The following is a 24604-nucleotide window of genomic DNA, read 5'->3' as shown; positions in this document are numbered from 1 at the left end:
TAAATGGGCTTAATAGGAGCGGAAGTGGCGGTGGGATGTAGAATTGGCCAAGTTCCTAGTCTTGCGCTTGGTTGGGCGCGCGCTGTTTACGCGTGGCTGGACCCGCAAGTAACTCCATTTCAGAAGGGATTGAATTATAGTGCTGCGTACCCATTTGGCCGGTGAGCTCCGCAAAGAACTGGCAGAAGAGACCGTAACCCTAACCGGTTGGGTGTCTCGTCGCCGTGATCACGGCGGCGTCATCTTCATCGACCTGCGCGATCGTTCTGGTATTGCCCAGGTGGTCTTCCGCGAATCCGATGTGGCAGAGCGCGCCCACGACCTGCGTTCGGAATACTGCGTCAAGGTAACCGGCGTGGTGGAGCCGCGCCCTGAGGGCTCCGAAAACCCGAACCTGCCTTCCGGAGAGATCGAGGTCAACGTCACCGACCTGGAGGTGCTCAACAAATCCGCAGCGCTGCCCTTCCAGGTAGATGATCCCTCCGCCTCTGGCGAGGTAGGCGAGGAAACCCGCCTGAAGTACCGCTACTTGGATCTGCGCCGCGAGCGCCAGGCAAAGGCCCTGCGCCTGCGCTCTGCTGCCAACCGCGCGGCCCGTAACGTGCTGGATAAGCACGATTTCGCCGAAATCGAAACCCCTACCTTGACCCGCTCTACCCCAGAGGGTGCGCGCGACTTTTTGGTGCCTGCCCGCCTGAAGCCGGGCTCCTGGTACGCGCTGCCGCAGTCGCCGCAGCTATTCAAGCAGCTGCTGATGGTAGCTGGCATGGAGCGCTACTACCAGATCGCGCGGTGCTACCGCGATGAGGACTTCCGCGCCGACCGCCAGCCGGAATTTACCCAGCTAGACGTGGAGATGTCCTTTGTGGATCAAGACGATGTCATTGCGCTTGGTGAAGAGATTGTCAAGGAGCTGTGGAAGCTCATCGGCTACGACATTCAGACCCCAATCCCGCGCATGACCTATGCCGATGCCATGAAGTACTACGGCTCCGATAAGCCGGATCTGCGCTTCGATATCAAGATCGTCGAGTGCACGGAGTTCTTCAAGGACACCACCTTCCGCGTTTTCCAGAACGAATACGTCGGTGCCGTAGTCATGGACGGCGGTGCTTCGCAGCCGCGCCGTCAGTTTGATGCATGGCAGGACTGGGCCAAGCAGCGCGGCGCCAAGGGCCTCGCCTACATCACCGTCGCAGAGGACGGCACGCTGGGTGGGCCAGTGGCCAAGAACATTACCGAGGCGGAGCGCGAGGGCATCGCCGAGCACGTTGGCGCAAAGCCCGGTGACGCCATCTTCTTCGCCGCCGGCGATACCAAGTCTTCCCGCGCGCTGCTGGGTGCGGCCCGCGGTGAAATTGCCAAGAAGCTCGACCTCATCAAGGAGGGCGACTGGGCTTTTACCTGGGTCGTTGACGCCCCGCTCTTCGAGCCTTCTGCCGATGCCACCGCTTCCGGCGATGTTGCCTTGGGCCACTCCAAGTGGACCGCGGTGCACCACGCCTTTACCTCGCCGAAGCCGGAGTGGATTGATTCCTTCGACGAGAACCCGGGTGAGGCCACCGCCTACGCTTACGACATCGTCTGCAACGGCAATGAGATCGGCGGCGGTTCCATCCGTATCCACCAAGAAGATGTGCAAAAGCGCGTCTTCGAGGTCATGGGCATTGGCGATGAGGAAGCACAAGAAAAGTTCGGCTTCTTGCTCGACGCCTTCTCCTACGGCGCACCGCCACACGGCGGCATCGCCTTTGGCTGGGACCGCATCGTTTCCCTCTTGGGAGGCTTCGATTCCATTCGCGACGTCATTGCCTTCCCGAAGTCCGGTGGCGGCGTGGATCCGCTTACCGATGCCCCCGCACCCATCCCTGCCGCACAGCGCAAGGAAACAGGCGTGGACTTCAAGCCGGAGAAGAAAAAGAACGGCGAAGAGGCAAAGGCCGCGAACAAGGGGCAGGAGAACTAGCCCCTCAGGCTCGCCATCACGACACCATTTTTAGGTCAAGCGGGGGCGCGCGCCCTCGCCGCAGCAGAAACTTGTGCGGCAAGGGGTGTAGCCCTCGCGCTTTGTGGTGGAGGGCATACTGGATAGAACTATGGTTGATACACAGACAGTGCTTTCGGCCGATGGGGTCATCAGTGCCGCATCGGAAATGTTGTCGCGCCGCTTTGGTGGCACGCCGGAAATGTCAGACATTGAGGATCTAGGCGGATCCGGCAATGCCTTAGTGCTGCGCGCGAAAGTTGCCCCTAGCGCCTTTTTGCCGCATCGCTCTGTGGTTATCAAATACAATCCAGTAACCGGCTACGGCGTTGATGACGCAGCGATGCTGCGCGAGGTCGTGGCCTATCAATTCACCACCGCCTTAGCAGAAGACGTGCGCCCAGGGCCGGTGCTGCTCGCACACGATTTAGACCGGCGCATCATCGTCCTGACGGATTTGGGTGAAGCCGAGACCCTTGCGGATGTGCTCTTAGAATCCGGCGATGAGGATCGCATTCGGATCCTGCGCTCCTTGGGCACGGCATTGGGGCATATCCACGTAGGCACCGCGGATCATGAGCAGGATTTCGAGACCCTGCTGAACCGCACCTTGCGGCATAACCCGGAATACGCCGACCACCAATCCGTGCGCGATCAATCCTTGTATCGCTCCATCGGCATCGGGCTGAACCTGCTTGATGAGGCGGGGCTCAAAGCCCCGGAGAGTTTTCGCAGCTTGGCCGATCAAGCCGCTGAATCCCTCGCCTCCGGCAAGGATAGGGCCTTTACTCCCTTCGATTTATCGCCGGATAACATCATCGTTTCCAAGCGCCTGCACTTCTTGGACTATGAATGGGCGGGTTTTAGGAACGTAGGCTTTGACGTCGCGTGCGTTATCGCGGGCTTCCCGCAGTTCCTGTTTTCTAAGCCAATTACGGATAAGGAAGCAGATACATTCCTCGCCGCATGGTCGCGCGAAGTATCTGAGGTATGGCCGCGCTTTGCCGATGAAGACGAACTGCACGGCCTTATCGTCGCCTCCCTCATTGGCTGGGCCTTGTCGAGCGTGACCACGATGCACGCCGGGGGAATCGAGGGACTGGTTGCCCTTGCTAGCGGAGACGCGGAAGTTGTCCACGACCCGCAGCGCTCGATTCTGCGCCCGCCAAATAGCGGGCCATTTAACGAGGACGAGCTATTGGTGCGCCAAGACCTCTATGAAACCTTCGACGCGCTCGCGCGCTACGCCGCCCAATGCGGGACCGCACCGTGCACGTCCATCGCGGAGTTTGGCAACCTTGTTGCCCGCCGCGTCCACGACGAATAATCACTACACCTTTCTGGGGAGCTAAAACCACATGAGCCAGGATTCTCTCTTCGGCGCCTCTCCCAATGCTGGTGGCAGCATGGGAGGCGATGGCTCGGCATCGTCTTTTCCCACGGCCAATCTCTTTGCCACGCACTCCGGTTCGCCCTTGGCCGCCCGCATGCGCCCACAGACCCTAGAAGAAGTCGTGGGGCAGGATCACCTCCTTGCCCCCGGCAAGCCGCTGCGCCGCTTGGTTGAAGGGTCTGGCGAGGCCTCGGTCATTTTGTATGGTCCGCCCGGGACCGGCAAGACGACGATTGCCTCGCTCATCGCCAGCCAGATGGGCCAAAACTTCGTTGGCCTCTCCGCCCTTGATTCAGGGGTAAAGCAGGTGCGTGAAGTCATTACCCACGCCCGGCAGGAACTCATCCACGGCCGCAGGACGGTGCTTTTTATTGATGAGGTTCACCGCTTCTCCAAAACCCAGCAAGACGCCTTGCTGGCAGCGGTGGAAAACCGGACGGTTCTGCTCGTTGCGGCGACGACCGAAAACCCATCCTTTTCGGTCGTCTCGCCGCTTCTTTCCCGCTCGCTGCTTTTGCAGCTGCACTCGCTGAGCGAGGAGGATCTTAAGGGCGTAGCCCGCCGCGCGTTAGACAGCGATCGGGGGCTAGGCGAGCGCGAGCTGACCATTACCGATGAGGCGCTCAATCAGCTCGTCGTGCTCTCTGGGGGCGATGCCCGGCGCAGCCTGACCTACCTCGAGGCGGCCGCGGAAGCAGTAGACGATGGCGGCGAAATCACCGCAACCACGATTACGGATAACGTGAATCGGGCGGTGGTGCGCTATGACCGCGACGGCGATCAGCACTACGACGTGACTTCTGCGTTCATCAAATCCATCCGCGGCTCCGATGTTGATGCCGCGCTGCACTACCTAGCGCGCATGGTGGAAGCCGGCGAGGATCCCCGGTTTATTGCCCGCCGCCTGATGGTTCACGCCTCAGAAGATATTGGCATGGCTGATCCCACCGCCTTGCAAGTCGCCGTCGCTGCCGCAGAGGCGGCGCAACTGATCGGCTTGCCGGAAGCGCGCATCCCACTGGCGCAGGCAACGATTCACTTGGCGACGGCGCCGAAATCGCCGTCCGTCATCGCTGCCATTACTAAGGCACAGGCCGACGTCGCCGCTGGCAAGGTCGGCCACGTGCCGCCGCACCTGCGCGATGGGCACTATGAGGGCGCCAAGCGGCTGGGAAATGCGACGGGGTATTCCTATCCCCACGATGACCCGCGCGGGGTAGTGGAGCAACAATACCTGCCCGATGAGCTCGAAGGCACCGTATATTATGAGCCCACGGAGCACGGCGCTGAAAAACGAATCTTTGACTATATTGGCCGTTTGCGCAGGATACTTCGCGGCAAGCGCCGCTAAGTTCTAGGCGGCATGGCCGCTTTTGGCCCCACCGATGGGCATAGCCTGCCTACCTGTAGGTAAAGTTGGGTGGGTTAGAAAGCTTCTTGATGGAAGATAAAAGCTTAGACAGTTAGGATTATTGCTCGTGAAGACTCATGAGATCCGGGAACGGTTTACCCAGCACTTCGTCAATTCTGGTCACGAGGTTGTCCCCAGCGCCTCTTTGATCCTGGATGACCCTAACCTGCTTTTCGTTAACGCGGGCATGGTGCCCTTCAAGCCCTATTTCTTGGGCCAGCAGACTCCACCATTTTCGCAAGGCCTTGCCACCTCTATCCAAAAGTGCGTGCGCACCTTGGATATCGAGGAGGTGGGCATTACCACCCGCCACAACACCTTCTTCCAAATGGCGGGCAACTTCTCCTTTGGTCAGTACTTCAAGGAAGGCGCCATTTCCAATGCATGGAACCTGCTGACCAAAGAAGTAGAAGACGGCGGGTTTGGCCTGGATCCGGAGCGCCTGTGGGTCACCGTGTACCTCGATGACGATGAGGCAGCGGAAATCTGGCGCGATAAGATCGGCGTGCCGGAAGAGCGCATCCAGCGCCTTGGCATGGAAGATAATTACTGGTCCATGGGCGTGCCGGGTCCGTGTGGCCCCTGCTCGGAAATCTATTACGATCGCGGCCCCGAATACGGCAAGGACGGCGGCCCGATTGCGGACGATAACCGCTACATGGAGATCTGGAACCTCGTGTTCATGCAAAATGAGCGCGGCGAGGGAACCGGAAAGGGCGATTTTGAGATAGTCGGCGAGCTGCCGAAGAAAAACATCGATACCGGCTTGGGCATCGAGCGCGTCGCCTGCCTCTTGCAGGGCGTAGACAACGTGTACGAGACCGACCTGTTGCGTCCGGTCATTGACGTCGCCGAGGAGCTTACCGGCGCCACCTACGGCGAGAAGGCAACGCAGCAGGATAATATCCGCTTCCGCGTGGTGGCTGACCACTCCCGCACCGGCATGATGCTCATTTTGGATGGTGTTACCCCAGGAAACGAGGGCAGGGGCTATATCCTGCGCCGCTTGTTGCGCCGCATCATTCGCTCCGCAAAGCTGCTCGGCGCCGAGGGTGCCACCATGGAGCGCTTCATGAATACGGTCATGGACACCATGACCCCGTCTTATCCCGAGATTGCGGATAACCGCGAGCGAATCCTGCGCGTGGCCATCAACGAGGAAAAGGCGTTTTTGAAGACGCTGGAGTCTGGCACCAAGCTTTTCGATGAAGCCGTGGAGGACCTGCGCTCCACCCACCGCGCCAAGACCCAAAAGGTGCTCTCCGGTGACAAGGCCTTCGAGCTGCACGATACCTACGGTTTCCCTATCGACCTCACCCTGGAAATGGCGCAAGAGGCCGGCCTCGACGTGGACATGGACGGCTTTAATGCCGCCATGGGCGAGCAGCGCCGCCGCGCCAAGGCCGATAACCAGGCCAAGAAGCACGGTCACACCGATCTCTCCTTGTACCGCGATTGGGTGGATAATAACCCCACCGTATTCACCGGCTATGAGGAACTGGTCTCGGGCGCGAACGTCATCGGCCTGGTCAAAGATGGTCAGAAGGTCAACGAGGTACACGAGGGCGATGAGGTTGAGGTCATTTTGGACCACTCGCCGCTCTACGCCGAGTCCGGTGGACAGATGGCTGACCGCGGCCGCATTTCCGCGGGCGAATCCCTCTTGGAGGTCAATGACGTCCAAAAGATTGGTAAGAAGCTGTGGGTACACAAGGCTTCCGTTACCGCCGGTGGGCTCGACCTTGGCATGTCCGTTGAGGCTTCCGTAGATGAGAAGTGGCGCCACGGTGCGACCCAGGCCCACTCGGCCACCCACCTCATCCACGCGGCCCTGCGCCAGGTGCTGGGACCCACCGCCGTGCAGGCGGGCTCCCTTAACCGCCCGGGCTACCTGCGCTTCGACTTCAACTACACCGAGCAGTTGAGCCAGGAGCAAATGGAAGAAATCGCGCTTATCACCAACCAGGCGATCGATTCCAATATGGCCGTCAACACCATCGAGACCTCGCTGGAAGAGGCCAAGGCGATGGGCGCCATGGCCCTGTTCGGTGAAAACTACGGTAACCAGGTGCGCGTGGTCGAAATCGGCGGACCATTTTCCATCGAGCTCTGCGGCGGCACCCACGTGGGTTCCTCGGCAGAGATTGGACCCGTGTCCGTGCTTGGCGAGTCCTCGGTGGGCTCCGGCGCCCGCCGTATCGAGGCCTACTCCGGCATGGATGCCTTCCGGTACTACTCCAAGGAAACCGCGCTGGTAGAGGGCGTTTCCCGCGAGCTAAGGGTGCAGTCTGAGGAACTCCCGGAGCGCATTTCGCAGCTTTCGGAGCGGCTCAAGGCCGCCGAAAAGGAAATTGAGGGTCTGCGCAAGGCGCAACTGACCGCGCGCGCCTCTGAAATCATCGACTCGGCTACCGAGGTCAATGGCATCAAGACCATTACGCTTCAGCTTCCCGATGGCACTTCTGGCGGCGACCTGCGCACCGTGGCCACCGATATCCGCAACCGGATGAAGGATACGGCCGCGGTCATCGTGCTTGGCGCGGTGGATAAGGGTAAGTTCCCGTTCATTGCCGCAGCTACAGCCAAGGCTGTGGACGAGGGCGTGAAAACTGGGGACATCGTCAAGCGCCTCGGCGAATACGTCAACGGTCGCGGCGGCGGCAAGCCAGACATGGCGCAGGGCTCTGGTACCGCGCCGGAAGGTGCGCAGCGGGGCTTTGAGGCCGTCAAGGATCTGTTGCAGTCGCGATAAGGATTCATTGTGGCAAAGGTTGAACCAGATTCCCCCGGAGTGGATGACCCAGGCGAGGGCCGCCGGTTAGCACTCGACGTAGGAACAGTGCGAATTGGCGTCGCGGCATCCAACCGCGAGGCCACCCTCGCTACCCCTGTGGAAACCGTTCCCAGGAAGACCGGTTTCAAAGACCGCGATCAAGAAGACATTGATCGAATTCTCGAGCTTATTGAGGCATATTCCGCGGTAGAAGTCATTGTCGGTTTGCCGCGTGATTTACACGGAAATGGGTCAAAAAGTGTAAAACACGCGAAAGAAATTGCGTTTCGGATTCGACGCCGCTTGAATCAAGATGAAAATATAGATAAAGTTCCACCACCAGTACGCTTGGCTGATGAACGTTTGACGACGGTAGCGGCAACCACCGCGCTGCGCGCGTCCGGCGTGTCCGAAAAGAAGGGCAGAAAAATCATTGACCAAGCTGCAGCGGTGGAAATACTACAGTCCTGGCTGGATGGGCGTGCTAACGCGCTCCGCTCGGATGATGCAGTAGCCCAGCCTTCAAACTCAGGAGACTAAACACGTGAGCCGTAACCAACAACGCCTCGGGCGATCGATGGATGATAAGTACGTCAAGCGGCGTCAGCGCGGCATCGCCGTGGTGGTTGCATCCGTCATCGTCATTTTAGGAGCTCTGATCTACATCGGAGTACGCATCGGCACTTCTTCGGCCGACTACGAAGGGGCCGGTAACGGCACCACGCAATTGGTGGAGGTCCCCGAAGGGTCGTCCATGTCCGAGCTGGGACCCACGCTCGTGGAAAAGAATGTGGTCAAGACCCAAGAGGCATTCGACTCCGCGGCATCGATGAACCACAGCGCCAGCCAGATTCAGCCTGGCTTCTACCGCCTGCAAGAAGAAATGAGCGCGGCGAATGCGGTAGAGGCATTGCTTGATGAAAACAACCGCGTGGACATGCTTGAGGTCCAAGGTGGTGCGACCCTGGAGGATGTCAAGGTCGTCGGTGGTGACGTGCGCTTTGGCATTTACTCCTTGATCTCCCAGGTCAGCTGCGATGACGGCAATTGCTTGGAGAAGGAAGAGCTGGAGAAGGCAGCAGCGGAAACCGATCCTAAGGAGCTCGGCGCACCCGACTGGGCACTGGACGCTATCAAGAAGCGCGGCAATGACCCGAAGCGTATTGAGGGCCTGATTGCCCCTGGTCAGTACGTCCTGGACCCGAATATGAGCGCCAAGGATATCTTGAAGGACCTCATTACCCGTTCTGCCAAGCGCTATGAGGAAACCGATATCGAAAATCGCGCTAAGGGCATCGGCCTGTCGCCGTACGAGCTTTTGACCTCTGCCTCCCTGGTGGAACGTGAGGCGCCCGCCGGCGAATTCGACAAGGTCGCCCGCGTCATCCTAAACCGCTTGGACGAGCCGATGCGCCTGGAGTTCGACTCCACCGTTAACTACGGGCTGGAAGACGTTGAGCTTGCCACCACCGACGAGGCGCGTGAGGAGAAGACGCCGTGGAATACCTACGCCAAGGAAGGCCTGCCGGATACGCCGATTTCCTCGCCTTCTGATGAGGCAATCCGCGCCATGGAAGAACCTGCCGATGGTAACTGGAAGTTCTTCGTCACCGTGGATAAGGACGGCACCACCGTGTTCTCCGAGACCTACGATGAGCACTTGGACCGCGTGGATGATGCCATCCGCTCCGGCGTCCTCGACTCGCAGCGCGAGGGCGAAGGGGCAGGCGCCGGCAACGGCGATGCTGCCTCGGATCAACCGGCAGAGTAGGCCTTAGGCCGTAGTCAGAAAGGTAGTTGCTCTCCATGCCGCGCGCCGCAGTACTCGGTAGCCCTATCGCTCACTCCTTATCGCCCATTCTGCACAACGCAGGGTATGCCGCAGTAGGGCTCAAGGACTGGTCCTATACCCGCTTTGAGGTTACGGCCGATACCCTCGCCCCTTTCTTGGAAGAATGCGGCCCCGAGTACCGCGGCTTTTCTGTGACCATGCCCGGTAAGTTCGCCGCGCTCGAGGTAGCGGAAGACCAAAGCGAGCGGGCACAGCTTATCGGTTCGGCCAATACCTTGGTTCGCACCCAGCACGGTTGGCGCGCGGACAACACAGATACTGAGGGCGTGCGCGGCGCGCTGCAAGAACTCATCGGGCTCCGGCCCGTGTCTCAGGCCCTTATCATTGGCGCGGGTGGAACCTCCCGTCCGGCGCTGTGGGCTTTAGCAGAACGCGGAATCGACCAGGTAACCATCTTGAACCGCTCGAACCGCCAAGCAGAGCTCCAGCCTTTGGCGGACCGGCTGGGACTCAATCTGCAGTACGCTACTTTTGACGATGACCTCGAGGACCTTTCCCGCTCCGCAGATTTGATTATTTCCACCGTGCCTTCGGCTGCGTTAGAGGATTATCGCTTCCAGCTTGCCCACGCCCCAGTGCTCGATGTGATCTATCACCCGTGGCCTACGACGCTCGCCGCCTGCGCCGCCGCGAATGGCTACTTCACCGTGGGCGGGCACGTCATGCTGGCGCATCAAGCATTTAGCCAATTCGAGCAATTCACTGGCCTTACCGCTCCGCGCGAAGAGATGGTTGCGGCCCTGCAGGAAGAGCTTCGCCTGCGCAACCTATAACCACGCTGGGAATACGCCCATGTGCGCCGTCTTGCCATGAAGAGCGGCAAGGCGGGCGCTTAGCCTTATGACATGGGTATTTTCGGGGGAATAGTTTATGGCCTGTGGGCAGCCGCCTTGAGCTGGTGGGATATTCGCGAGCGGCGCTTGCCCGATGCGCTGACCATCCCAGCAGGGGTTCTATCGGTCACTGTTGTTAATTGGGGCGGGTTATTTTGGCCGGTGCTGTATCTCTTGGTGGCGCTGCGGGGCGCTGGCATCGGCGGGGGAGATATTAAATTGGCCCTGCCGCTGGGCATGCTCGTTGGTGCTGCGGCAGGGCCCTTGGCCGTCCTCATCGCTTGTGGTAGCGCTGCTGTGTTCACGTTGCTTGCAAGCGGTGTCGTACGTGCCAAGGGCGGCGTGCCCCACGGGCCCTCGATGCTCGTGGCCGCCGGGCTGGTCATCGCCGTGCATACCCTCTTTGAGGGGGAGGCGAATATATTGGGGTGCCTAGTTATTCCCAGTGGATAGGTGGCGTGCGATAATACCCGCATGCTTCGTTGGACTACCGCTGGTGAATCCCACGGCCAGGCACTGATCTCCATGCTGGAGCACATGCCGGCCGGAGTACCCATTACCCGTGCTGATATTTCCCATCAGCTTGCGCGGCGCCGCCTTGGATATGGCCGCGGTGCGCGCATGAAGTTTGAAGCCGATGAGGTCACGCTGCTGGGCGGCGTACGCCACGGACTGACCATTGGTAGCCCCATTGCCATCATGATTGGCAATACCGAGTGGCCGAAGTGGACTACCGTCATGTCCGCAGATCCCATCGATATGGACGATGAGGACGTAGCCAAGGCGATGAATTCGGGCCGTGGTGCGCCCTTGCAGCGCCCGCGCCCAGGCCACGCCGATTTCGCCGGCATGGTGAAATATAACCACAGCGAGGCCCGCCCCATCTTAGAGCGCTCTTCTGCCCGGGAAACCGCCGCACGTGTCGCCGCCGCGACGGTAGCGCGGAACTTCCTGCGGGAAACGCTAGGCGTTGAAGTCTTCTCCCACGTGATTTCCATCGGTGCATCGCAGCCCTATGCGGGTGCTTCCCCGAGCTTTGCGGATATCGAGGACATCGATAATTCTCCGGTGCGCGCCTTTGACAAGGATGCCGAGTCCGCGATGATTTCAGAGATCGAAGCCGCAAAAAAGCAGGGCGATACCTTAGGCGGTATCGTCGAGGTCATAGTCGATGGCCTCCCCATTGGGCTCGGCTCACATATCTCCGGCGATGACCGCTTGGATGCGCAGCTTGCCGGAGCCTTGATGGGTATTCAGGCCATCAAGGGCGTAGAAATCGGCGATGGCTTCGAAGAGGCACGTCGACGCGGCTCCGAAGCTCACGATGAGATGGTCCGCACCGAAGATGGTGTCACAAGGCTCAGCAACCGGGCCGGGGGCTTGGAAGGCGGCATGACTAATGGACAGCAATTGCGTGTCCGGGCCGCCATGAAACCTATTTCCACGGTGCCGCGCGCCTTGCACACGATTGACATGGAAACAGGTGCGGATGCCACTGCAATTCACCAGCGTTCAGATGTCTGCGCCGTGCCGGCAGCAGGAGTGGTGGCTGAAGCCATGGTCTCACTCGTGCTAGCGCGCGCAGTTTTAGATAAATTTGGCGGGGATAGCTTGAGCGAAACCTCCCGCGCCATTGCTGCATATGAAGAATACGTATCGCAGCGACTCGCCTTTAACCAGGAGTAAATGATGACAACGCCAACCGATGTAACGGGACAGCCACATCCTTGCGTCGTTTTGATTGGCCCGCCAGGTGCGGGAAAATCCACGATTGGCCGCCGGCTTTCGCATGCGCTGAATTGCGATCTGGTGGACTCGGATTACCTGATTGAAATGGCCGAGGGAATACCCTGCGGTGAGGTCTTTAGTGAGAAAGGCGAACCAGCGTTTCGCGAGCTCGAGGCCGAACATGTCGCTGCAGCCCTGCAGAAGGGTGGGGTAGTAAGCCTTGGTGGAGGCGCGGTGATGACGGCCTCCACGCGTGAGCTTCTAGAGCGCCACACCGTCGTATTCCTCGATATTTCCGCAGAAGAAGGCGCGCGCCGCACGGCCGGCGATCGCAATCGTCCGGTACTAGCAGCGGATAATCCAGTTGAACATTATCGTTCTATCGTGGAAACGCGCAGGCCCTTCTACCTGGAAGTAGCCGATTTTCGCGTGCGCACGGATACTCGCTCCCCGCAGCAGGTCGTGGGCGATATCCTGGGCTTTTTAGAAACCCTCTAGGCGGGTAGTTACACCGACTCGCGCAATCCTGCAGGCTATCGCTCCGTAGAAAGGACACCATCATGCCCACCATCGCCGTTAACGGGCCGAGCCCTTATGAGGTCCGCATAGGAGCTGGACTCAGCGAAGATATCGCACGGCGCTGCGCGGACACAGGCGCTGATAAGGCAGCAATCATCTTTCAGCCGGCCCTGCGCACCGCAGCAGAAGAGCTCGCAGCATCCGTTGAAGCACACGGCGTCATCCCAGTCTTGTGCGAGGTGCCGGATGCCGAGGCGGCGAAGCAACTTAGCGTGGTGGGAAACGTGTGGGACCGCCTTGGTGAGGCGGGCTTTAGCCGCAGTGATGTCGTCATCGGCGTCGGCGGCGGGGCAACCACGGACATGGCGGGTTTTGTCGCTGCCGGGTGGATGCGCGGAATCAAAGTGATTCAGGTCCCTACGACCCTTCTCGCCATGGTTGATGCCGCAGTGGGCGGGAAAACTGGAATTAATACGAAGGCCGGGAAGAATCTCGTCGGCGCCTTCCACGAGCCGGACTCTGTATTCGTCGATCTGGAGCGCCTAGAGACCCTCCCACAGGCGGAGATCGTGGCTGGTTCCGCTGAGATCATTAAGACTGGGTTCATCCATGATCCGGTCATCGTGGAACGCTACGTGGAAAATCCAGGTGCTTGCCTTGACCCGCACGGTGTCCTGCCCGATCTGATTGAGCGTTCCATCGCGGTGAAGGCAGCGGTGGTGGGAGAAGACCTCAAGGAAGCCGGGCTGCGCGAGACCCTCAATTATGGGCATACCTTTGGCCACGCCATAGAAAGGCAGGAAAACTATGCGTGGCGCCACGGCAATGCGGTAGCCGTAGGCATGATGTTCATTGCGAACCTTTCCCACCAGCGGGGCCTGATAGATGCGGAACTCGTGGAACTACACCGCAGCATCCTGACCAATATCGGCCTGCCTACGACGTATCAATTCGGGAAATTCGCAGAACTATATGAGGCGATGACCCACGATAAGAAAAACCGCGACGGCAAGATCCGCTTCGTGGGGCTAACCGGAATCGGCGCGACGACGCGGATAGAGGGTCCTTCGCGCGAAGAATTAGAAGCGGCGTATGCCGCCATCACGGAGTAGATATGAAAATCGTTGTTCTCAATGGTCCGAACTTAAATAGGTTGGGAAAACGCCAACCGGACGTCTATGGTTCCACGACGCTGAGCGATGTTGAAAAGCTCGTGTCTGATCGTGCGGTGAAGCACGGGGCAGACATCGAGTTTTTCCAGTCTAATTTTGAAGGCGAGCTCATCGAGAAGGTCCACGCGGCCGCCGATGCTGGTAGTGCGGTCATCATTAACCCAGGTGGTCTGACGCATACCTCCGTTGCTTTGCGCGATGCCTTGGCAGAGATTGCCGATGGCGCCGGGTTCGTGGAAGTGCATATCTCCAACGTGCATGCTCGCGAAGAATTCCGCCATCATTCTTATCTAAGCCCCATTGCCCGCGGCGTCATCGCCGGCCTAGGGGTCTTTGGATACTGCGCCGCAGTAGACTATCTGTGCCAATAATCGCCGGCCCGAAACGCGCCCTTTCGGCCGCAAGCGGTAAGTAGGTACTGAACCTGGCCATCGTCGCCGCGGAAATGGATATAGTGGAAGAATAAATTCTTACACTTCAATACGATCCCCGCAAAGGATGATTTTATGGCACTTGCAGATACCCGTTTCAGCGATCGCCGCCGGAAGCTAGCCGCCGAATTAGCTGGTCAGCGCATTGACGCGGTATTGGTAACCCACTTAATCCACGTCCGCTACTTGTCCGGATTCTCCGGCTCCAACGGTGGGCTTTTGCTGCGCAAGGATCTCTCCGCGCTCATGGCTACCGATGGCCGCTATACCACCCAGATTGCCCAAGAAGTTCCGGATCTAGAAGCTGTAGAGGGCCGCGCTGTAGGTAAGGTGCTATTGCAGCAGTTCGATGATGCTCAGTCGCCGGTTCGCGTCGGTTTTGAAGCTGACTACATGTCCGTATCGGAACTAGAAGATCTGAAGGATTCCGCACCGGAAGGGGTCACCTTGGTGCCGGTTTCCGGAATCATCGAGGATATCCGCCTTACCAAGGATCCTGTCGAGCTAGAAAAGCTCGAGGAGATCGCGGTGCTTGCTAACCAGGCATTGGAAGATCTTCTTGCCGCCGGCGAGTTGCGGGCGGGCCGCACGGAGCGCGAAGTTGCCGCAGACTTGGAATTCCGCATGCGCATCCTGGGTTCCGAGCGAGTGAGCTTCGATACCATCGTGGCCTCTGGCCCGAACTCCGCCATGCCGCACCACGGCGCGGACGACCGCGTGATCGAGGACGGGGACTTGGTCACCATCGATTTTGGTGCCCACCTGCGCGGATTTAATTCTGACTGCACCCGCACCTACGTTGTGGGCACGGCAAATGACTTTGCCAAGGAGATCTACGATGTGGTGCTGCGCGCCCAGCAAGCCGGCGTCGAGGCTGCGGTTGCTGGCACGTCGCTTTCCGATGTCGACGCCGCCTGCCGCAACGTTATCGCCGACGCCGGATACGGCGACTACTTCGTCCACTCCACTGGGCACGGCGTGGGCTTGGACGTGCACGAAGCACCCTTTGCCGCCACGACCGGTAAGGGAGAGCTGGCCCCAGGAATGACCCTGACCATCGAGCCGGGCGTGTATGTGCCGGGCAAGGGCGGCGTGCGCATCGAAGATACGCTGATTATCACTGATGGTGCCCCAAAGATCATTACCGCCGCTTCCAAGGACTTTACTGAGCTGCCCGCGTAGGTAGCCTTGACCCCGTAACTCCGCCCTGCCAAGGGCGGAGATTTTAGGGGGTACCGGTGGGCCAGCGGGTGCGGGCTATCCGGTAGGCTTATACTTTGCTTTCAACCTTTCAACCACAATATTCGGGAGTTTAACCGCAATGGCTGATACTACTGATTTCAAGAACGGACTCGTTCTCAAGATTGACAACAAGCTGATGCAGATCACCGAGTTTCAGCATGTTAAGCCGGGCAAGGGCCCAGCATTCGTGCGCACCAAGCTGAAGGACGTTGTCTCCGGAAAGACCGTGGACAAGACCTGGAACTCGGGTGTCAAGGTAGAAACCGCCACGGTGGACCGCCGCGACATGACCTACCTGTACAACGACGGCACCAGCTATGTCGTCATGGATGAAAAGACCTTCGAGCAGTTTGAGCTTTCGCCGGATAAGTTCGGCGATGCCGCACGTTTCCTGCTGGAAAACATGCGCGTGCAGGTCTCCTTCTACGAGGATGAGGCATTGTTCGCGGAGCTTCCTATCTCCGTCGACCTCAAGGTAGAGCACACCGAGCCAGGCCTGCAGGGTGACCGTTCCTCCGGCGGCACCAAGCCCGCCACGCTCGAGACCGGCGCCGAGATCCAGGTCCCGCTGTTCATTGAAATCGGCAATGTACTAAAGATCGATACCCGCACCGGCGAGTACCTGTCCCGCGTCAACAACTAGGGCCTTATCTTGTCTGATAACACTGCTAAGCGGGATATCAATCATAAACGGCATACCGCGCGCTACCGGGCGCGCCGGCGCGCAGCGGATATCCTCTATGAAGCGGAGAACCGGGACGTCGATCCCGTTGCCATCGTTGAGGATCGCGTTGCCTTGGCGCGCGAGGATCGCCACGCTGTAGCGCCCATCGCGGACTACACCAAGGTCATCGTCCAAGGTGTCGCAGAAGAGCTAGACGCTATCGATGACACGATCTCGCGGTACCTTTCCCAGAATTGGGAGTTGCACCGCATCCCCGCCGTCGACCGCGCTATCCTGCGCCTTTCGGTCTGGGAGCTATTGTTTAATCCGGATGTTCCCACCGCGACGGCCGTCGTGGAGGGCGTGGAGCTGGCCTCGCAGTATTCCCACGATCAAGCCGCACCGTATATCCACGCGGTCTTGGATGACGTCGCGCAATCTCGTTCCGAGCTAAGCCCGATGAATAACGGCGGCGATGAGGAAGAAAGCGACGCCGCGGGATCCGAAGACTCCCAAGCGGACCCTGCGGCTTCGACGCACGCAGAGGCGCCAGGGGAGACAGAGGAGTTAGGGGAGTCAGCCCCGGCTGCGGAAGCGGAAGCAGACGCGGAAGAGGAAAACTCCTAAATCAAACCGTTCCCCGTCTCCCGCTGCGCTATGCCGCGGGAGACAGCCGGTTCGCACGGCCCCAACCGTGGCGTTTGTACAATAATTGCCATGGGTAAATTTAAGATCAAAGATGCGCTCGACCTCCGCGCCGGAAAGACCTTTCAGCTTGCCGATATCGATCCCACGGCGACTCCAGGATTCGATGGCTCAAAGTCTGACTTAGAAGACCGCTTCAAACACTATGACGATGAGCTCTATGATTTGCAGGAGCGCCTTTTTGCTAATGGCAGGGCGCATGCCGATGATGCACCCTCGCTTTTAGTAGTCCTGCAAGGAATGGATACCTCCGGCAAAGGCGGGGCCATTCGCCATGTCTTTTCCGTCTTTGATCCGCAGGGCACGAAGACCGTCGGTTTTGGCAAGCCCACGGAAGAGGAAATGAAACACGATTTCCTGTGGCGCATCCGCAAACACGATCCGGTTCCTGGCCAGGTCGTGGCCTTTGACCGTTCTCACTACGAAGACGTCTTGATTCAACGCGTGCACGAGTGGGTAGATGAGGAAGAGATCGACCGCCGTTTTGAGGCGATTCGTGAGTATGAGCAAGAGCTCGCCGGAAAACGGGTAAAGATCTTGAAGGTCTTTTTGCACATCTCGCCGGAGTTCCAAAAGGAAAACCTCATTGAGCGGACCGAGCGCGAGGATAAGTACTGGAAGTACGATCCTTCAGATCTTGAAGAGCGCGGCTATTGGAATAAATACATGGCGGCCTATGAGGATGCCATCCGCCGGACGGATGAGCTTTGGGCGCCGTGGTTTGTTATCCCCACGGATAATAAGAAATACGCGCGCATGGCCTTGAAATACCTCATTGTTGATGCACTGCGGCACCTGAACCTGTCGTGGCCTGCGCCCGAATTCGATCCGGAGGAAGAAAAGCAGCGCATCCTCGACGTGGACTAGGCACTAGCCGCGGCGCCTAGAGCCCAAGAGGGCAAGGCGCCCAAAAAATCCCCGCACTGTCGCCGCGCCCTAGCACGCGAATGCGCGAGGCGGGGCGAAACAAGTGTGGGGGAGAAGGCCTTAGGTAAGGCGGCTTAAGCGTTGTCAGACGGCGTGGAGTTTTCCTCGCTGCCGTTTCCGGCCTTCGCAGCGGTTTCAGATCCGAGCTTGGCCATTTCCTCGGCGGCAGACACCATGGCGTCCTGGCCGTTGATGACGGCGTCGACGGCCTTCTTCAAAGCGGTGGTGAGCTGCTCATCGGTCATTCCGGCCGCGGCGGGAATGTCGCGCTCGGTGCGGACGACGAGCATGTCATCGTGCTCAGAAATAACGGCTCGCGCGCCAAATGCGACAGAGTTGATCTGGTTGGCGGCGAGGAAGAGCCCGGCATCGGCCTTGGAAAATGAGGCATCGGTTGGCACATCGCAGCGCACGATGACAACGGAATCCAAGACCGCAAACATGGTGGGCAGGCCATTGAGGTTGGCGGTGGCGGCGTCGATTTCGCCTTCCACCTTGGTCAGCTCAATATCGAAGGTGCCCATGGCGGCAACGACGCGGTCCAGATCGACCTCGGGCAAGTTGTTTTCGGTGGATGCGGTGGATGCATTAGTCATGGTTATGCTCCTCCCAGGTGACAAGCTGTGGGTAGTGCTCTTCAACAAAAGCCATGGACTGCAGCATGGAGTCCAAGGTGGACATTACGAAGGCACCGATCTGGTTGCGGGACAGGCCATGGGAAATGTTGATTTCGCGCACGCCGGAGACGGCCAGATTATTTTCGGACGACTCAAAAAAGCGCAGGGTGGGCGCGAAGTGCTGTTGGTTCCACTTGTTGAGAACCATGAGCAGTTGTGGGCCCTCCGAGGCTGGGGCATTACCGCGCCAGACGGAGTCCGCCACGAGGACATCGTCACGCACCTGCAGGGCAATAGCGATATTGGAAAAGCCGGTGCGCAGGATCTTTACCGTTTCGCCTTCGCCGACGGTCTGTTCTTCTACGCGGTACTCGAGCTTTTCGGAGTCAAAAATCTCACCGATGCGCTCGAGGGTGACATCCTCAATGGGCGTATCGGGATACAGGGTTGGTTCTTCAGACACGTAAGTAGTCTCAATCCATGTACTAATCGGGGATAATGGTCAACCCTGCCTAGTTTACCTAACTACACCGGCGCTTTCTGGCAAGTGAGTATTGTGGCAGGTCTTATTCACCGTCCGGGCCACAGGCTGAAGTGCGGCCTGACCCCCGGAAAATGGACACGTCGGGGGTTAGGCCCCACCCGAATGTATGTGCGATCCGCGTATAGCTAGCACCGTCAAGGAACATCGCAAGGATCTGTTTGAAGTTAGCCACAACAATGGCCTCTTTCCAAGTAGAAGTTGATGCGACACCAACGAATCGTGGTGTCGCCAACATCAACTATGAAAGAAAAACCCTTGCAGTACCAGGTACCCGTAACCCTGGTACCAACTACGCGGACTCACGGTACCAACTACCCCAAATCCACACAGATACGCAGTGGGATCGATATGATGGGGGTTAGCGGCCATCGCGGTCATATTCCTTTCGAGGATAGGTTGAAGTTGATTCGAAAGGTACCCGTGATGGTCGCCTTGCTGTGCACCGGCACAAGGCTTACCGCGGGCTACAGATACACCACACTAAAGGACACAACCCATTAGGTCCGATAACCTCAACCAACTTGGACCTTGGTTGGGGTTATTTTATTGTCCCAGACCGACCGTGTACGCGACAATCAGACTGACTATACCTATCCTAGATATTCTTGAGCATTAGCAGGAAACAACTCCATCAAACCTTGCTCTGTGGTTGAACCAGCTGCCGAAGTGATGATCGTGCGTTGCGTGAGGTTCGAGATATACGCATTCAGAATCTTTGCCGAAAGCGATTAAGACTTTGATTCCCTGTTTCCCTGGGCAGTTATTTGTTACTTTTACGTTGTCAGCACTTGGCTGGACGTTAACGCAGGTAGCAACCGGGGACGAAGCGGAAAAGAAACTAATTCCGCCCTTAGTTGTGTCGGGGAGAAAACCGTCTGGGTCGACAGAGAGTGGCACGGTGTCCCCAGGTTGATACTGATTATTTTCAGATGCGTGGGCGGTGACGGGGGACACTGCAGTTAGTAAAGTGCAGCCCATTAAAATGAGACCCTTTTCCACGTCATTGACAATCATCCTTTCTGGATATATTCCATAGAATTTAATTTATTCTTTTCGGGAGTTGAGGTAAGGAACATCTCTACGAAACCAGAGCCCTGAAGTATTTCATCCCACTCGATAGATTCTTCATTTCTACTTAAATCAGGGAATCTTCCCCAAAGGCGAACGACGTTTCCTTCGTGAAGTCTAGGGTTAAAGAGGTCGAAGTGGTACCAGAGCTGATTTTCGGGGGAGCCGCTGTTTCTTCCCGCTTGGACGCCGACTCCGGCTAAAATTGTTTCCTCTGGAAGTATGGTGTCTTGAAACATTTGGGTTGATATATTTTTCAAAAACTTGATTTCATCAGTTGTGATAGAAACAAATTGATTGATGACTATTCTCCTAGCGGTAGAAAGCAGTGATTATTCCGACAGGTCGGCCGTCTCCGCTTGCGGGATCTACTCGTTCTGTGGCAACAACCGTCATAACCCTTCCATTGATTGGGTAAGGGCATGTTTTCTTGCCATTTCCTGCATTTAAGCCGCCTTTGCAGTCGGGGGCGTTATGTAAAACTGTGTCAATCTCTGTAGTGGCTGGAACGAAACCGTCGTGACTGTCTTTGATGTGAGAAAGCCCAAAACCAACACTGCCGGGTTCATCTCCTTATCCTACGCGGAGTGGAAGATCCTCGCCTTTCGGACCAATGATTGTTTGGCTGATGGTCCAGTCAATTGGCTAAGCGGCCACTGCAGTGGGGGAAACAAGTAATCCGATAAATGCCGCCAAAATTGGCGGATAAAAATTTCTTTACTTTCACGGGCAACGTCTTTCAAATGTATTTGGAAGATTTGCGACGGGAGAGAATGAAACCTTTGGTGCTGATGTTGGTGTCAAGTGAGGCATGAATCAAAAAGGAAACCCTGTCTCATTAATTATGATGGTCTAACTCTCCGTTTCCCGCAAGACCTTTTTGTGAATGCATAAATTAATTTATGCATTGCTTCAATCGGGCTGCTACTCCGAAAACACAGTAGAACTTATGCCATAGTCTATGGGACTATCGCGACAGCTTTACTGATCCGATTCGCCAGCTGCTGGTGTTTCACGCCGACCGTGGAACCCAATTCACCAGTGAGAAGCTCTGGGAGGTGTGCCGCAACCTAGGCATTGACCAGTCTGTGGGACGTACCGGAGTGTGTTTCGACAATGCGATGGCCGAGTCATTCTGGTCGACGCTTAAAACCGAGTTCTACGACCGTAAGCGCTGGGCAACCCGTGATGCCGCACGCAAGGCCGTTGCCTACTGGATTGAAGTCGTCTACAACCGTCGGCGCAGGCACTCCGCACTCGGGATGGTCAGCCCCGTCGATTTCGAAAATCACATCACCCAAACCAGAAACGAAGAAAAAATCGCTGCCTAACCGCTAGGTAGCTCCACTACGTGTCCACGATTTGCGGGCAACCCCAGACGCGCATGTGGTCTGCGAGCGCATAACCTGCAAGTTTCCGCGAGTAAGTGCCAATAACGGTGGCCAGGCTTGCGCCTGGTAGTGACACATCGGCGGCGCTTGGTAAAGCCTTTGAAATCCCATGGATTTCATGATGCGTGCGACCTTCTTGTGGTTGATCGGGGTAAACGCCGTGTCCTCGTTCAGGCTTGCGGCGATGCGTTTAGCACCATAAAGACCATGCTCATCATCAAAGATGGTTGCGATCCTCGCACCAATAAGACCATCGGAACACATCTTTAACCTGCGCTTTTCACGGGTTTGGACCCATTTATAAAACGAGGAACGATTCAGCTTCAACACCTGGCACATCCGTGTGAGCCGAGTATTCGGTTCGGTGGTCATAGACACACTGGAAGCAGAACTCCCGTGAGTCTGCTTTAAGCAAAATACTTAGCGGCCTTGCGCAGGATGTCGCGTTCTTCGCGCAGTTTAGAGAATTCCTTTTCCAACTGGCGGATGCGTCTCACGATTCATTTGCCGTTTGGGCTTTATCCTGCATGGCTTTTATGCGGGCACGTTTGCCGGTGCCGTACTTCTTGACCCATGAATGCAGCGAGGCTCGGTTGATGCCGAGCTCTGCTGATGCTGCGTTCAGCGAGAGGTCCTCATTGTTTTCATAGAGGGCCACACCGTCGCGTTTGAACTGTTCGGAGTACCTGGACATGGTGGTAGATTACCTTTCTTGCCAGCCCGACTGGGCTGGATATCAGGTGTCCACCAAAAAGGGGTCAGGTCCGTCCTGCAAGCTTGCCGACATGGTCATTGGCATAACTCCGCTCAAGCTCGTGCGCGAAATACTTCGCTTGATGGTTGGAGAGGTGCAGTCCGAAGGAGATACCGGGGTTCTCATGGCGCGTGCTCTCCGGTACAGAATGGTCTGGGCTCTGAATCATAATTTTCCCGATGTAGTGAAACTGCTTGCATGTGTCAGCGTCATTCAACTTTAGCGGGCGGGGCGCGATGGGTGAAACGCTTCCAATAGATTTTGTTTCTATGCGGTGCCGTGTTGAACCCATTCAATTATCTATTCTAACGATCTAGAGTCAGCCTTGGGCCAGTCTTGCTACTCGACTTGTGAAGGTGGTTTGCTAGCGAGGAAGGGGGATTAGTACGTTTATTTGGTTGATAGGCGCTATCAGGATTGAGGGGAGGGTAGGGCTTGACCTCGGAAAGTAAACACACCGGGGTCAGGCCCGATCGGGGATGGATCGAATATGTATATAGCTTGAGTGTGGGGTTAGGTTTATAGGTATTTGTCGAAGCTGTCGGGGTAGGCCACGGCCATTTGGGTGATGGTTTGTTTCCAGCCGGAAACTCGGGCTCCTTCCATGAGTCTGCCGGCTGTCGCTGAGACTCGTTTGGACTGCTCTTTGCCGTCTGGGCTATGCCACCGCGATTCTGGAGGGCACAGAGTGGGTGGACTCCGAAGAGGACGTGGATGAACTCACCGGGTATCACTCGGTGCGCCAGGGCCCTGCGCCCATAGTGGTGCAGTCCTCCCCTAAGGCGGAGGAGGCCGCGGTGCTTGCCGCCCACATTAAGGAATGGACGCAGGGGGAGGAGGACGTCTCCATCGGCGTGCTCACCCGCACCAACCAGCGCGGGGAAGAGATTGCCCGACAGTTGGGCGAGCACGACGTTGCCGTTAGCGCCGGCCGCCGTACCTCGCAGGAGCGCCCGGTGGCCGTGATGACGATGCACAACGCTAAGGGGCTAGAATTTACCCACGTCATCCTGCTTGACGTCAACGCCGAGGCCCTCCCGCAGCGCTATCTGTTCAAGGGGCTGGCACCCGCCGAGGCCGACGAAGCGTTGCAGCGGGAGCGCGCACTGCTCTACGTTGCGGCGTCGCGTGCCCGCGACATGCTCCTAGTCAGCGTGGTCGGGGAGGCATCGGAGCTCTTGCCTGCGTAGGGGCGTTTCGGCCGCCAAGAGTATTGCAATGGCCTGGACTTAGAGCAGGCTTTCGCCGCCGAGTTCGTGCGCCAAGGCGCCGTCGATGGTGGGGTAGCGGAAGGTATGGCCTAGATCCTCAAGCACCTGTGGTTTCACGCGCTGGTCGGCCAAGGCGAGTTCTTGCGCGCCTTGCTTGCCCAAAAGCAGGGCGGGGCCGAATTGGGGGATTGGCAGGATGGTGGGGCGGTGCAATTCGGTTCCCAAGGCGGAGACGAAGTCCTTATTGAGCACCGGGTTTGGTGATACCCCATTGACCGGCCCCACAAGCTTCTCATCCACGATGGTGCGGATATAGACATCGGTGAGATCGTCTAAGGCGACCCAGCTGTACCAAAAGTTGCCGTCACCAAAGGCGCCGCCAAGCCCTGTGGAAAACAGTGCGCGCAAGAGCGGCAGCAGGCCGGAATTGCCGGACATGACGATGCCGGTGCGGATATTGACCACGCGCTTTCCGGCCTCGCGGGCGGGGTCGCAGGCTCGTTCCCAGTCCGCCACGACATCGGCAAGAAAGCCCTCGCCGCGCTCGGCGTCCTCGGAAAGCAGCTCAGCGCCGCGCTCAGAACCGTAAAAGCCGATGGCAGAGGCGCACACCATCGCCTGCACGGAATCGGTCGCGGCGACCAGGCGGGCGAGGTTTTCGGTGGGGCCCACGCGGGAGTCGCGGATATCGGACTTGTGGCTATCGTTGAAGCGCCCAAAGATGGGTTCGCCCGCCAGGTGTACGAGCACGTCGACGCCCTCGAGGAAATCGGGCCGCGGGTGGTGCGGGCGCCACTCGCGCTGGCCTGCCTCCGCCGTGCCGCGCACCAGCGGGATCACCGTGTGGCCCAGGGTTTGTAGCTGCGCGGTCAGCGCGCTGCCCACACTGCCGCGCGAGCCGGTCATCGCGATGGTCAAGGGCTTGTGGCCAAGTTGGCCTTCGCGCAGGCGGTTTTCAAAGGCAATATCCTGGATGAGCTGGTGCTGCCGATAGGCGAATACCGAGGTGAGGGCCGCGGCGGGAATGCGGGTATCTACCTCGTCCGTGATCAGCGTCCCGTCTGGGTGATCGGCAAAACGGTGCGTATGGCGCCACTTGGCAAATTTGCGGATGGGGGCGTTGACGCACACATCGCTGAAACTATAGCCGGCCTGGTAGCGCGCAAGGTCGTGCTGAGCCGTCCACTGCAAACCACCGGGCAGGGCGAGCAGGGAGGTGCCAGTGCCCAGATCGGTGGCCTGCTGCACCGGCTTCAACAAGGTGAAGGGGGCGTTCAGGCGCGTGAGCGCCCCTGGCCGGGTATGCCATTGCCAGACGTGTTCGCGGGAGGCTGGGACTACGTGCTGCGCGGAGAAACTCACTGCGTGATGCACCTCTTTCGGCT

At 58.2% G+C, this 24604-nt stretch carries 24 protein-coding genes and 1 pseudogene; 18 read left to right on the top strand and 7 right to left on the bottom strand.

The annotated features are described in order from the left end of the window. Positions 1-139: 139 nt before the first annotated feature. From aspS to ACLI1T_RS06430, 16 genes are all read left to right on the top strand, one after another. On the top strand, positions 140-1966 hold the full coding sequence (aspS, locus tag ACLI1T_RS06505) for an aspartate--tRNA ligase (RefSeq protein WP_411702231.1): 1827 nt from the start codon (positions 140-142) through the stop codon (positions 1964-1966). 130 nt (positions 1967-2096) lie between these two features. Continuing rightward, on the top strand, positions 2097-3311 hold the full coding sequence (locus ACLI1T_RS06500) for a phosphotransferase family protein (RefSeq protein WP_411702230.1): 1215 nt from the start codon (positions 2097-2099) through the stop codon (positions 3309-3311). Positions 3312-3342: 31 nt separating this feature from the next. Next, positions 3343-4728 (top strand): replication-associated recombination protein A, encoded by a 1386-nt coding sequence (locus tag ACLI1T_RS06495; RefSeq protein ID WP_349866933.1) that lies wholly within the window; start codon positions 3343-3345, stop codon positions 4726-4728. Between the two features lie 127 nt (positions 4729-4855). Next, on the top strand, positions 4856-7540 hold the full coding sequence (gene alaS / locus ACLI1T_RS06490; protein ID WP_411702229.1) for an alanine--tRNA ligase: 2685 nt from the start codon (positions 4856-4858) through the stop codon (positions 7538-7540). Positions 7541-7549: 9 nt separating this feature from the next. Next, a complete protein-coding gene (gene ruvX / locus ACLI1T_RS06485) occupies positions 7550-8101 on the top strand; it encodes a Holliday junction resolvase RuvX (protein ID WP_284771486.1) in 552 nt (183 codons plus the stop codon). Between the two features lie 37 nt (positions 8102-8138). Beyond that, positions 8139-9332, top strand: coding sequence for an endolytic transglycosylase MltG (mltG, locus tag ACLI1T_RS06480; protein ID WP_411703301.1), 1194 nt, complete (start codon positions 8139-8141; stop codon positions 9330-9332). A 35-nt stretch (positions 9333-9367) separates the two neighbouring features. After that, complete coding sequence (locus ACLI1T_RS06475; RefSeq protein WP_411702228.1) at positions 9368-10186, top strand: shikimate dehydrogenase; 819 nt, start codon at positions 9368-9370, stop codon at positions 10184-10186. 72 nt (positions 10187-10258) lie between these two features. After that, positions 10259-10699: a prepilin peptidase gene (locus tag ACLI1T_RS06470; RefSeq protein WP_411702227.1), complete on the top strand. Its 441-nt coding sequence runs from the start codon at positions 10259-10261 to the stop codon at positions 10697-10699. Positions 10700-10720: 21 nt separating this feature from the next. Continuing rightward, positions 10721-11932, top strand: coding sequence for a chorismate synthase (aroC, locus tag ACLI1T_RS06465; RefSeq protein WP_411702226.1), 1212 nt, complete (start codon positions 10721-10723; stop codon positions 11930-11932). Next, the gene (locus tag ACLI1T_RS06460; protein WP_411702225.1) at positions 11933-12472 is read left to right on the top strand and encodes a shikimate kinase; all 540 of its coding nucleotides are present in this window, start codon (positions 11933-11935) and stop codon (positions 12470-12472) included. Positions 12473-12534: 62 nt separating this feature from the next. After that, positions 12535-13605: a 3-dehydroquinate synthase gene (gene aroB, locus ACLI1T_RS06455; RefSeq protein WP_411702224.1), complete on the top strand. Its 1071-nt coding sequence runs from the start codon at positions 12535-12537 to the stop codon at positions 13603-13605. Positions 13606-13607: 2 nt separating this feature from the next. Next, positions 13608-14036 carry a type II 3-dehydroquinate dehydratase gene (gene aroQ / locus ACLI1T_RS06450; protein WP_023022530.1) on the top strand — a complete coding sequence of 143 codons (429 nt, stop codon included), beginning with the start codon at positions 13608-13610 and terminating at the stop codon, positions 14034-14036. A 135-nt stretch (positions 14037-14171) separates the two neighbouring features. Continuing rightward, positions 14172-15278: a M24 family metallopeptidase gene (locus tag ACLI1T_RS06445; protein ID WP_411702223.1), complete on the top strand. Its 1107-nt coding sequence runs from the start codon at positions 14172-14174 to the stop codon at positions 15276-15278. A gap of 139 nt (positions 15279-15417) precedes the next feature. Further along, positions 15418-15981: an elongation factor P gene (gene efp, locus ACLI1T_RS06440; RefSeq protein ID WP_023017433.1), complete on the top strand. Its 564-nt coding sequence runs from the start codon at positions 15418-15420 to the stop codon at positions 15979-15981. 9 nt (positions 15982-15990) lie between these two features. Further along, entirely contained in the window at positions 15991-16629 is a 639-nt protein-coding gene (gene nusB, locus ACLI1T_RS06435) for a transcription antitermination factor NusB (protein WP_411702222.1), read from the top strand. 90 nt (positions 16630-16719) lie between these two features. Continuing rightward, positions 16720-17574, top strand: coding sequence for a PPK2 family polyphosphate kinase (locus ACLI1T_RS06430; RefSeq protein WP_411702221.1), 855 nt, complete (start codon positions 16720-16722; stop codon positions 17572-17574). Positions 17575-17708: 134 nt separating this feature from the next. Here ACLI1T_RS06430 and ACLI1T_RS06425 read toward each other — a convergent pair whose 3' ends face one another. The 4 genes from ACLI1T_RS06425 to ACLI1T_RS06410 all read right to left on the bottom strand — a co-directional run bounded on the left by ACLI1T_RS06425 (position 17709) and on the right by ACLI1T_RS06410 (position 20102). After that, positions 17709-18230, bottom strand: coding sequence for a YbjN domain-containing protein (locus ACLI1T_RS06425; protein ID WP_302521201.1), 522 nt, complete (start codon positions 18228-18230; stop codon positions 17709-17711). Next, on the bottom strand, positions 18223-18714 hold the full coding sequence (locus ACLI1T_RS06420) for a YbjN domain-containing protein (protein ID WP_005283185.1): 492 nt from the start codon (positions 18712-18714) through the stop codon (positions 18223-18225). The genes ACLI1T_RS06425 and ACLI1T_RS06420 overlap by 8 nt, the downstream gene beginning before the upstream one ends. Positions 18715-19407: 693 nt before the next feature. Continuing rightward, a complete protein-coding gene (locus ACLI1T_RS06415; protein ID WP_023022516.1) occupies positions 19408-19809 on the bottom strand; it encodes a hypothetical protein in 402 nt (133 codons plus the stop codon). Beyond that, a complete protein-coding gene (locus ACLI1T_RS06410; protein ID WP_411702220.1) occupies positions 19806-20102 on the bottom strand; it encodes a hypothetical protein in 297 nt (98 codons plus the stop codon). The genes ACLI1T_RS06415 and ACLI1T_RS06410 overlap by 4 nt, the downstream gene beginning before the upstream one ends. Before the next feature lie 765 nt (positions 20103-20867). Between ACLI1T_RS06410 and ACLI1T_RS06405 the strand changes: the two are divergent. After that, positions 20868-21194: pseudogene (locus ACLI1T_RS06405) on the top strand (transposase); the annotation flags it as partial. 3 nt (positions 21195-21197) lie between these two features. Here the strand turns inward: ACLI1T_RS06405 and ACLI1T_RS06400 are convergent. After that, positions 21198-21584, bottom strand: a complete 387-nt coding sequence (locus ACLI1T_RS06400) for an IS3 family transposase (RefSeq protein WP_411702219.1) — start codon at positions 21582-21584, stop codon at positions 21198-21200. A 163-nt stretch (positions 21585-21747) separates the two neighbouring features. Continuing rightward, positions 21748-21948, bottom strand: coding sequence for a transposase (locus tag ACLI1T_RS06395; protein ID WP_023022506.1), 201 nt, complete (start codon positions 21946-21948; stop codon positions 21748-21750). Between the two features lie 752 nt (positions 21949-22700). On the opposite strand from ACLI1T_RS06395, the gene ACLI1T_RS06390 reads away from it, so the two are divergent. After that, positions 22701-23198: a 3'-5' exonuclease gene (locus ACLI1T_RS06390; RefSeq protein WP_023022500.1), complete on the top strand. Its 498-nt coding sequence runs from the start codon at positions 22701-22703 to the stop codon at positions 23196-23198. 39 nt (positions 23199-23237) lie between these two features. On the opposite strand, the gene ACLI1T_RS06385 is transcribed toward ACLI1T_RS06390, so the two are convergent. Beyond that, on the bottom strand, positions 23238-24581 hold the full coding sequence (locus tag ACLI1T_RS06385) for a TIGR01777 family oxidoreductase (protein WP_349853095.1): 1344 nt from the start codon (positions 24579-24581) through the stop codon (positions 23238-23240). Positions 24582-24604 lie beyond the last annotated feature (23 nt).

It is taken from the genome of Corynebacterium tuingiense, assembly GCF_046718165.1.
Lineage (GTDB): Bacteria > Actinomycetota > Actinomycetes > Mycobacteriales > Mycobacteriaceae > Corynebacterium.
The sequence above is the reverse complement of the archived record's forward strand: the minus strand, read 5'-3'. Positions and strand labels throughout refer to the sequence as shown.

Coding starts and splice junctions, on each gene's coding strand:
- aroB (WP_411702224.1), top strand. CDS start 12,535: ATGCCCACCATCGCCGTTAACGGGCCGAGCCCTTATGAGGTCCGCATA.
- ACLI1T_RS06500 (WP_411702230.1), top strand. CDS start 2,097: ATGGTTGATACACAGACAGTGCTTTCGGCCGATGGGGTCATCAGTGCC.
- ACLI1T_RS06470 (WP_411702227.1), top strand. CDS start 10,259: ATGGGTATTTTCGGGGGAATAGTTTATGGCCTGTGGGCAGCCGCCTTG.
- ACLI1T_RS06415 (WP_023022516.1), bottom strand. CDS start 19,809: ATGATTGTCAATGACGTGGAAAAGGGTCTCATTTTAATGGGCTGCACT.
- ACLI1T_RS06475 (WP_411702228.1), top strand. CDS start 9,368: ATGCCGCGCGCCGCAGTACTCGGTAGCCCTATCGCTCACTCCTTATCG.
- ACLI1T_RS06410 (WP_411702220.1), bottom strand. CDS start 20,102: ATGTTTCAAGACACCATACTTCCAGAGGAAACAATTTTAGCCGGAGTC.
- ACLI1T_RS06460 (WP_411702225.1), top strand. CDS start 11,933: ATGATGACAACGCCAACCGATGTAACGGGACAGCCACATCCTTGCGTC.
- ACLI1T_RS06425 (WP_302521201.1), bottom strand. CDS start 18,230: ATGACTAATGCATCCACCGCATCCACCGAAAACAACTTGCCCGAGGTC.
- ACLI1T_RS06445 (WP_411702223.1), top strand. CDS start 14,172: ATGGCACTTGCAGATACCCGTTTCAGCGATCGCCGCCGGAAGCTAGCC.
- ACLI1T_RS06430 (WP_411702221.1), top strand. CDS start 16,720: ATGGGTAAATTTAAGATCAAAGATGCGCTCGACCTCCGCGCCGGAAAG.
- aroC (WP_411702226.1), top strand. CDS start 10,721: ATGCTTCGTTGGACTACCGCTGGTGAATCCCACGGCCAGGCACTGATC.
- ACLI1T_RS06495 (WP_349866933.1), top strand. CDS start 3,343: ATGAGCCAGGATTCTCTCTTCGGCGCCTCTCCCAATGCTGGTGGCAGC.
- mltG (WP_411703301.1), top strand. CDS start 8,139: ATGGATGATAAGTACGTCAAGCGGCGTCAGCGCGGCATCGCCGTGGTG.
- aroQ (WP_023022530.1), top strand. CDS start 13,608: ATGAAAATCGTTGTTCTCAATGGTCCGAACTTAAATAGGTTGGGAAAA.
- ACLI1T_RS06395 (WP_023022506.1), bottom strand. CDS start 21,948: ATGTCCAGGTACTCCGAACAGTTCAAACGCGACGGTGTGGCCCTCTAT.
- efp (WP_023017433.1), top strand. CDS start 15,418: ATGGCTGATACTACTGATTTCAAGAACGGACTCGTTCTCAAGATTGAC.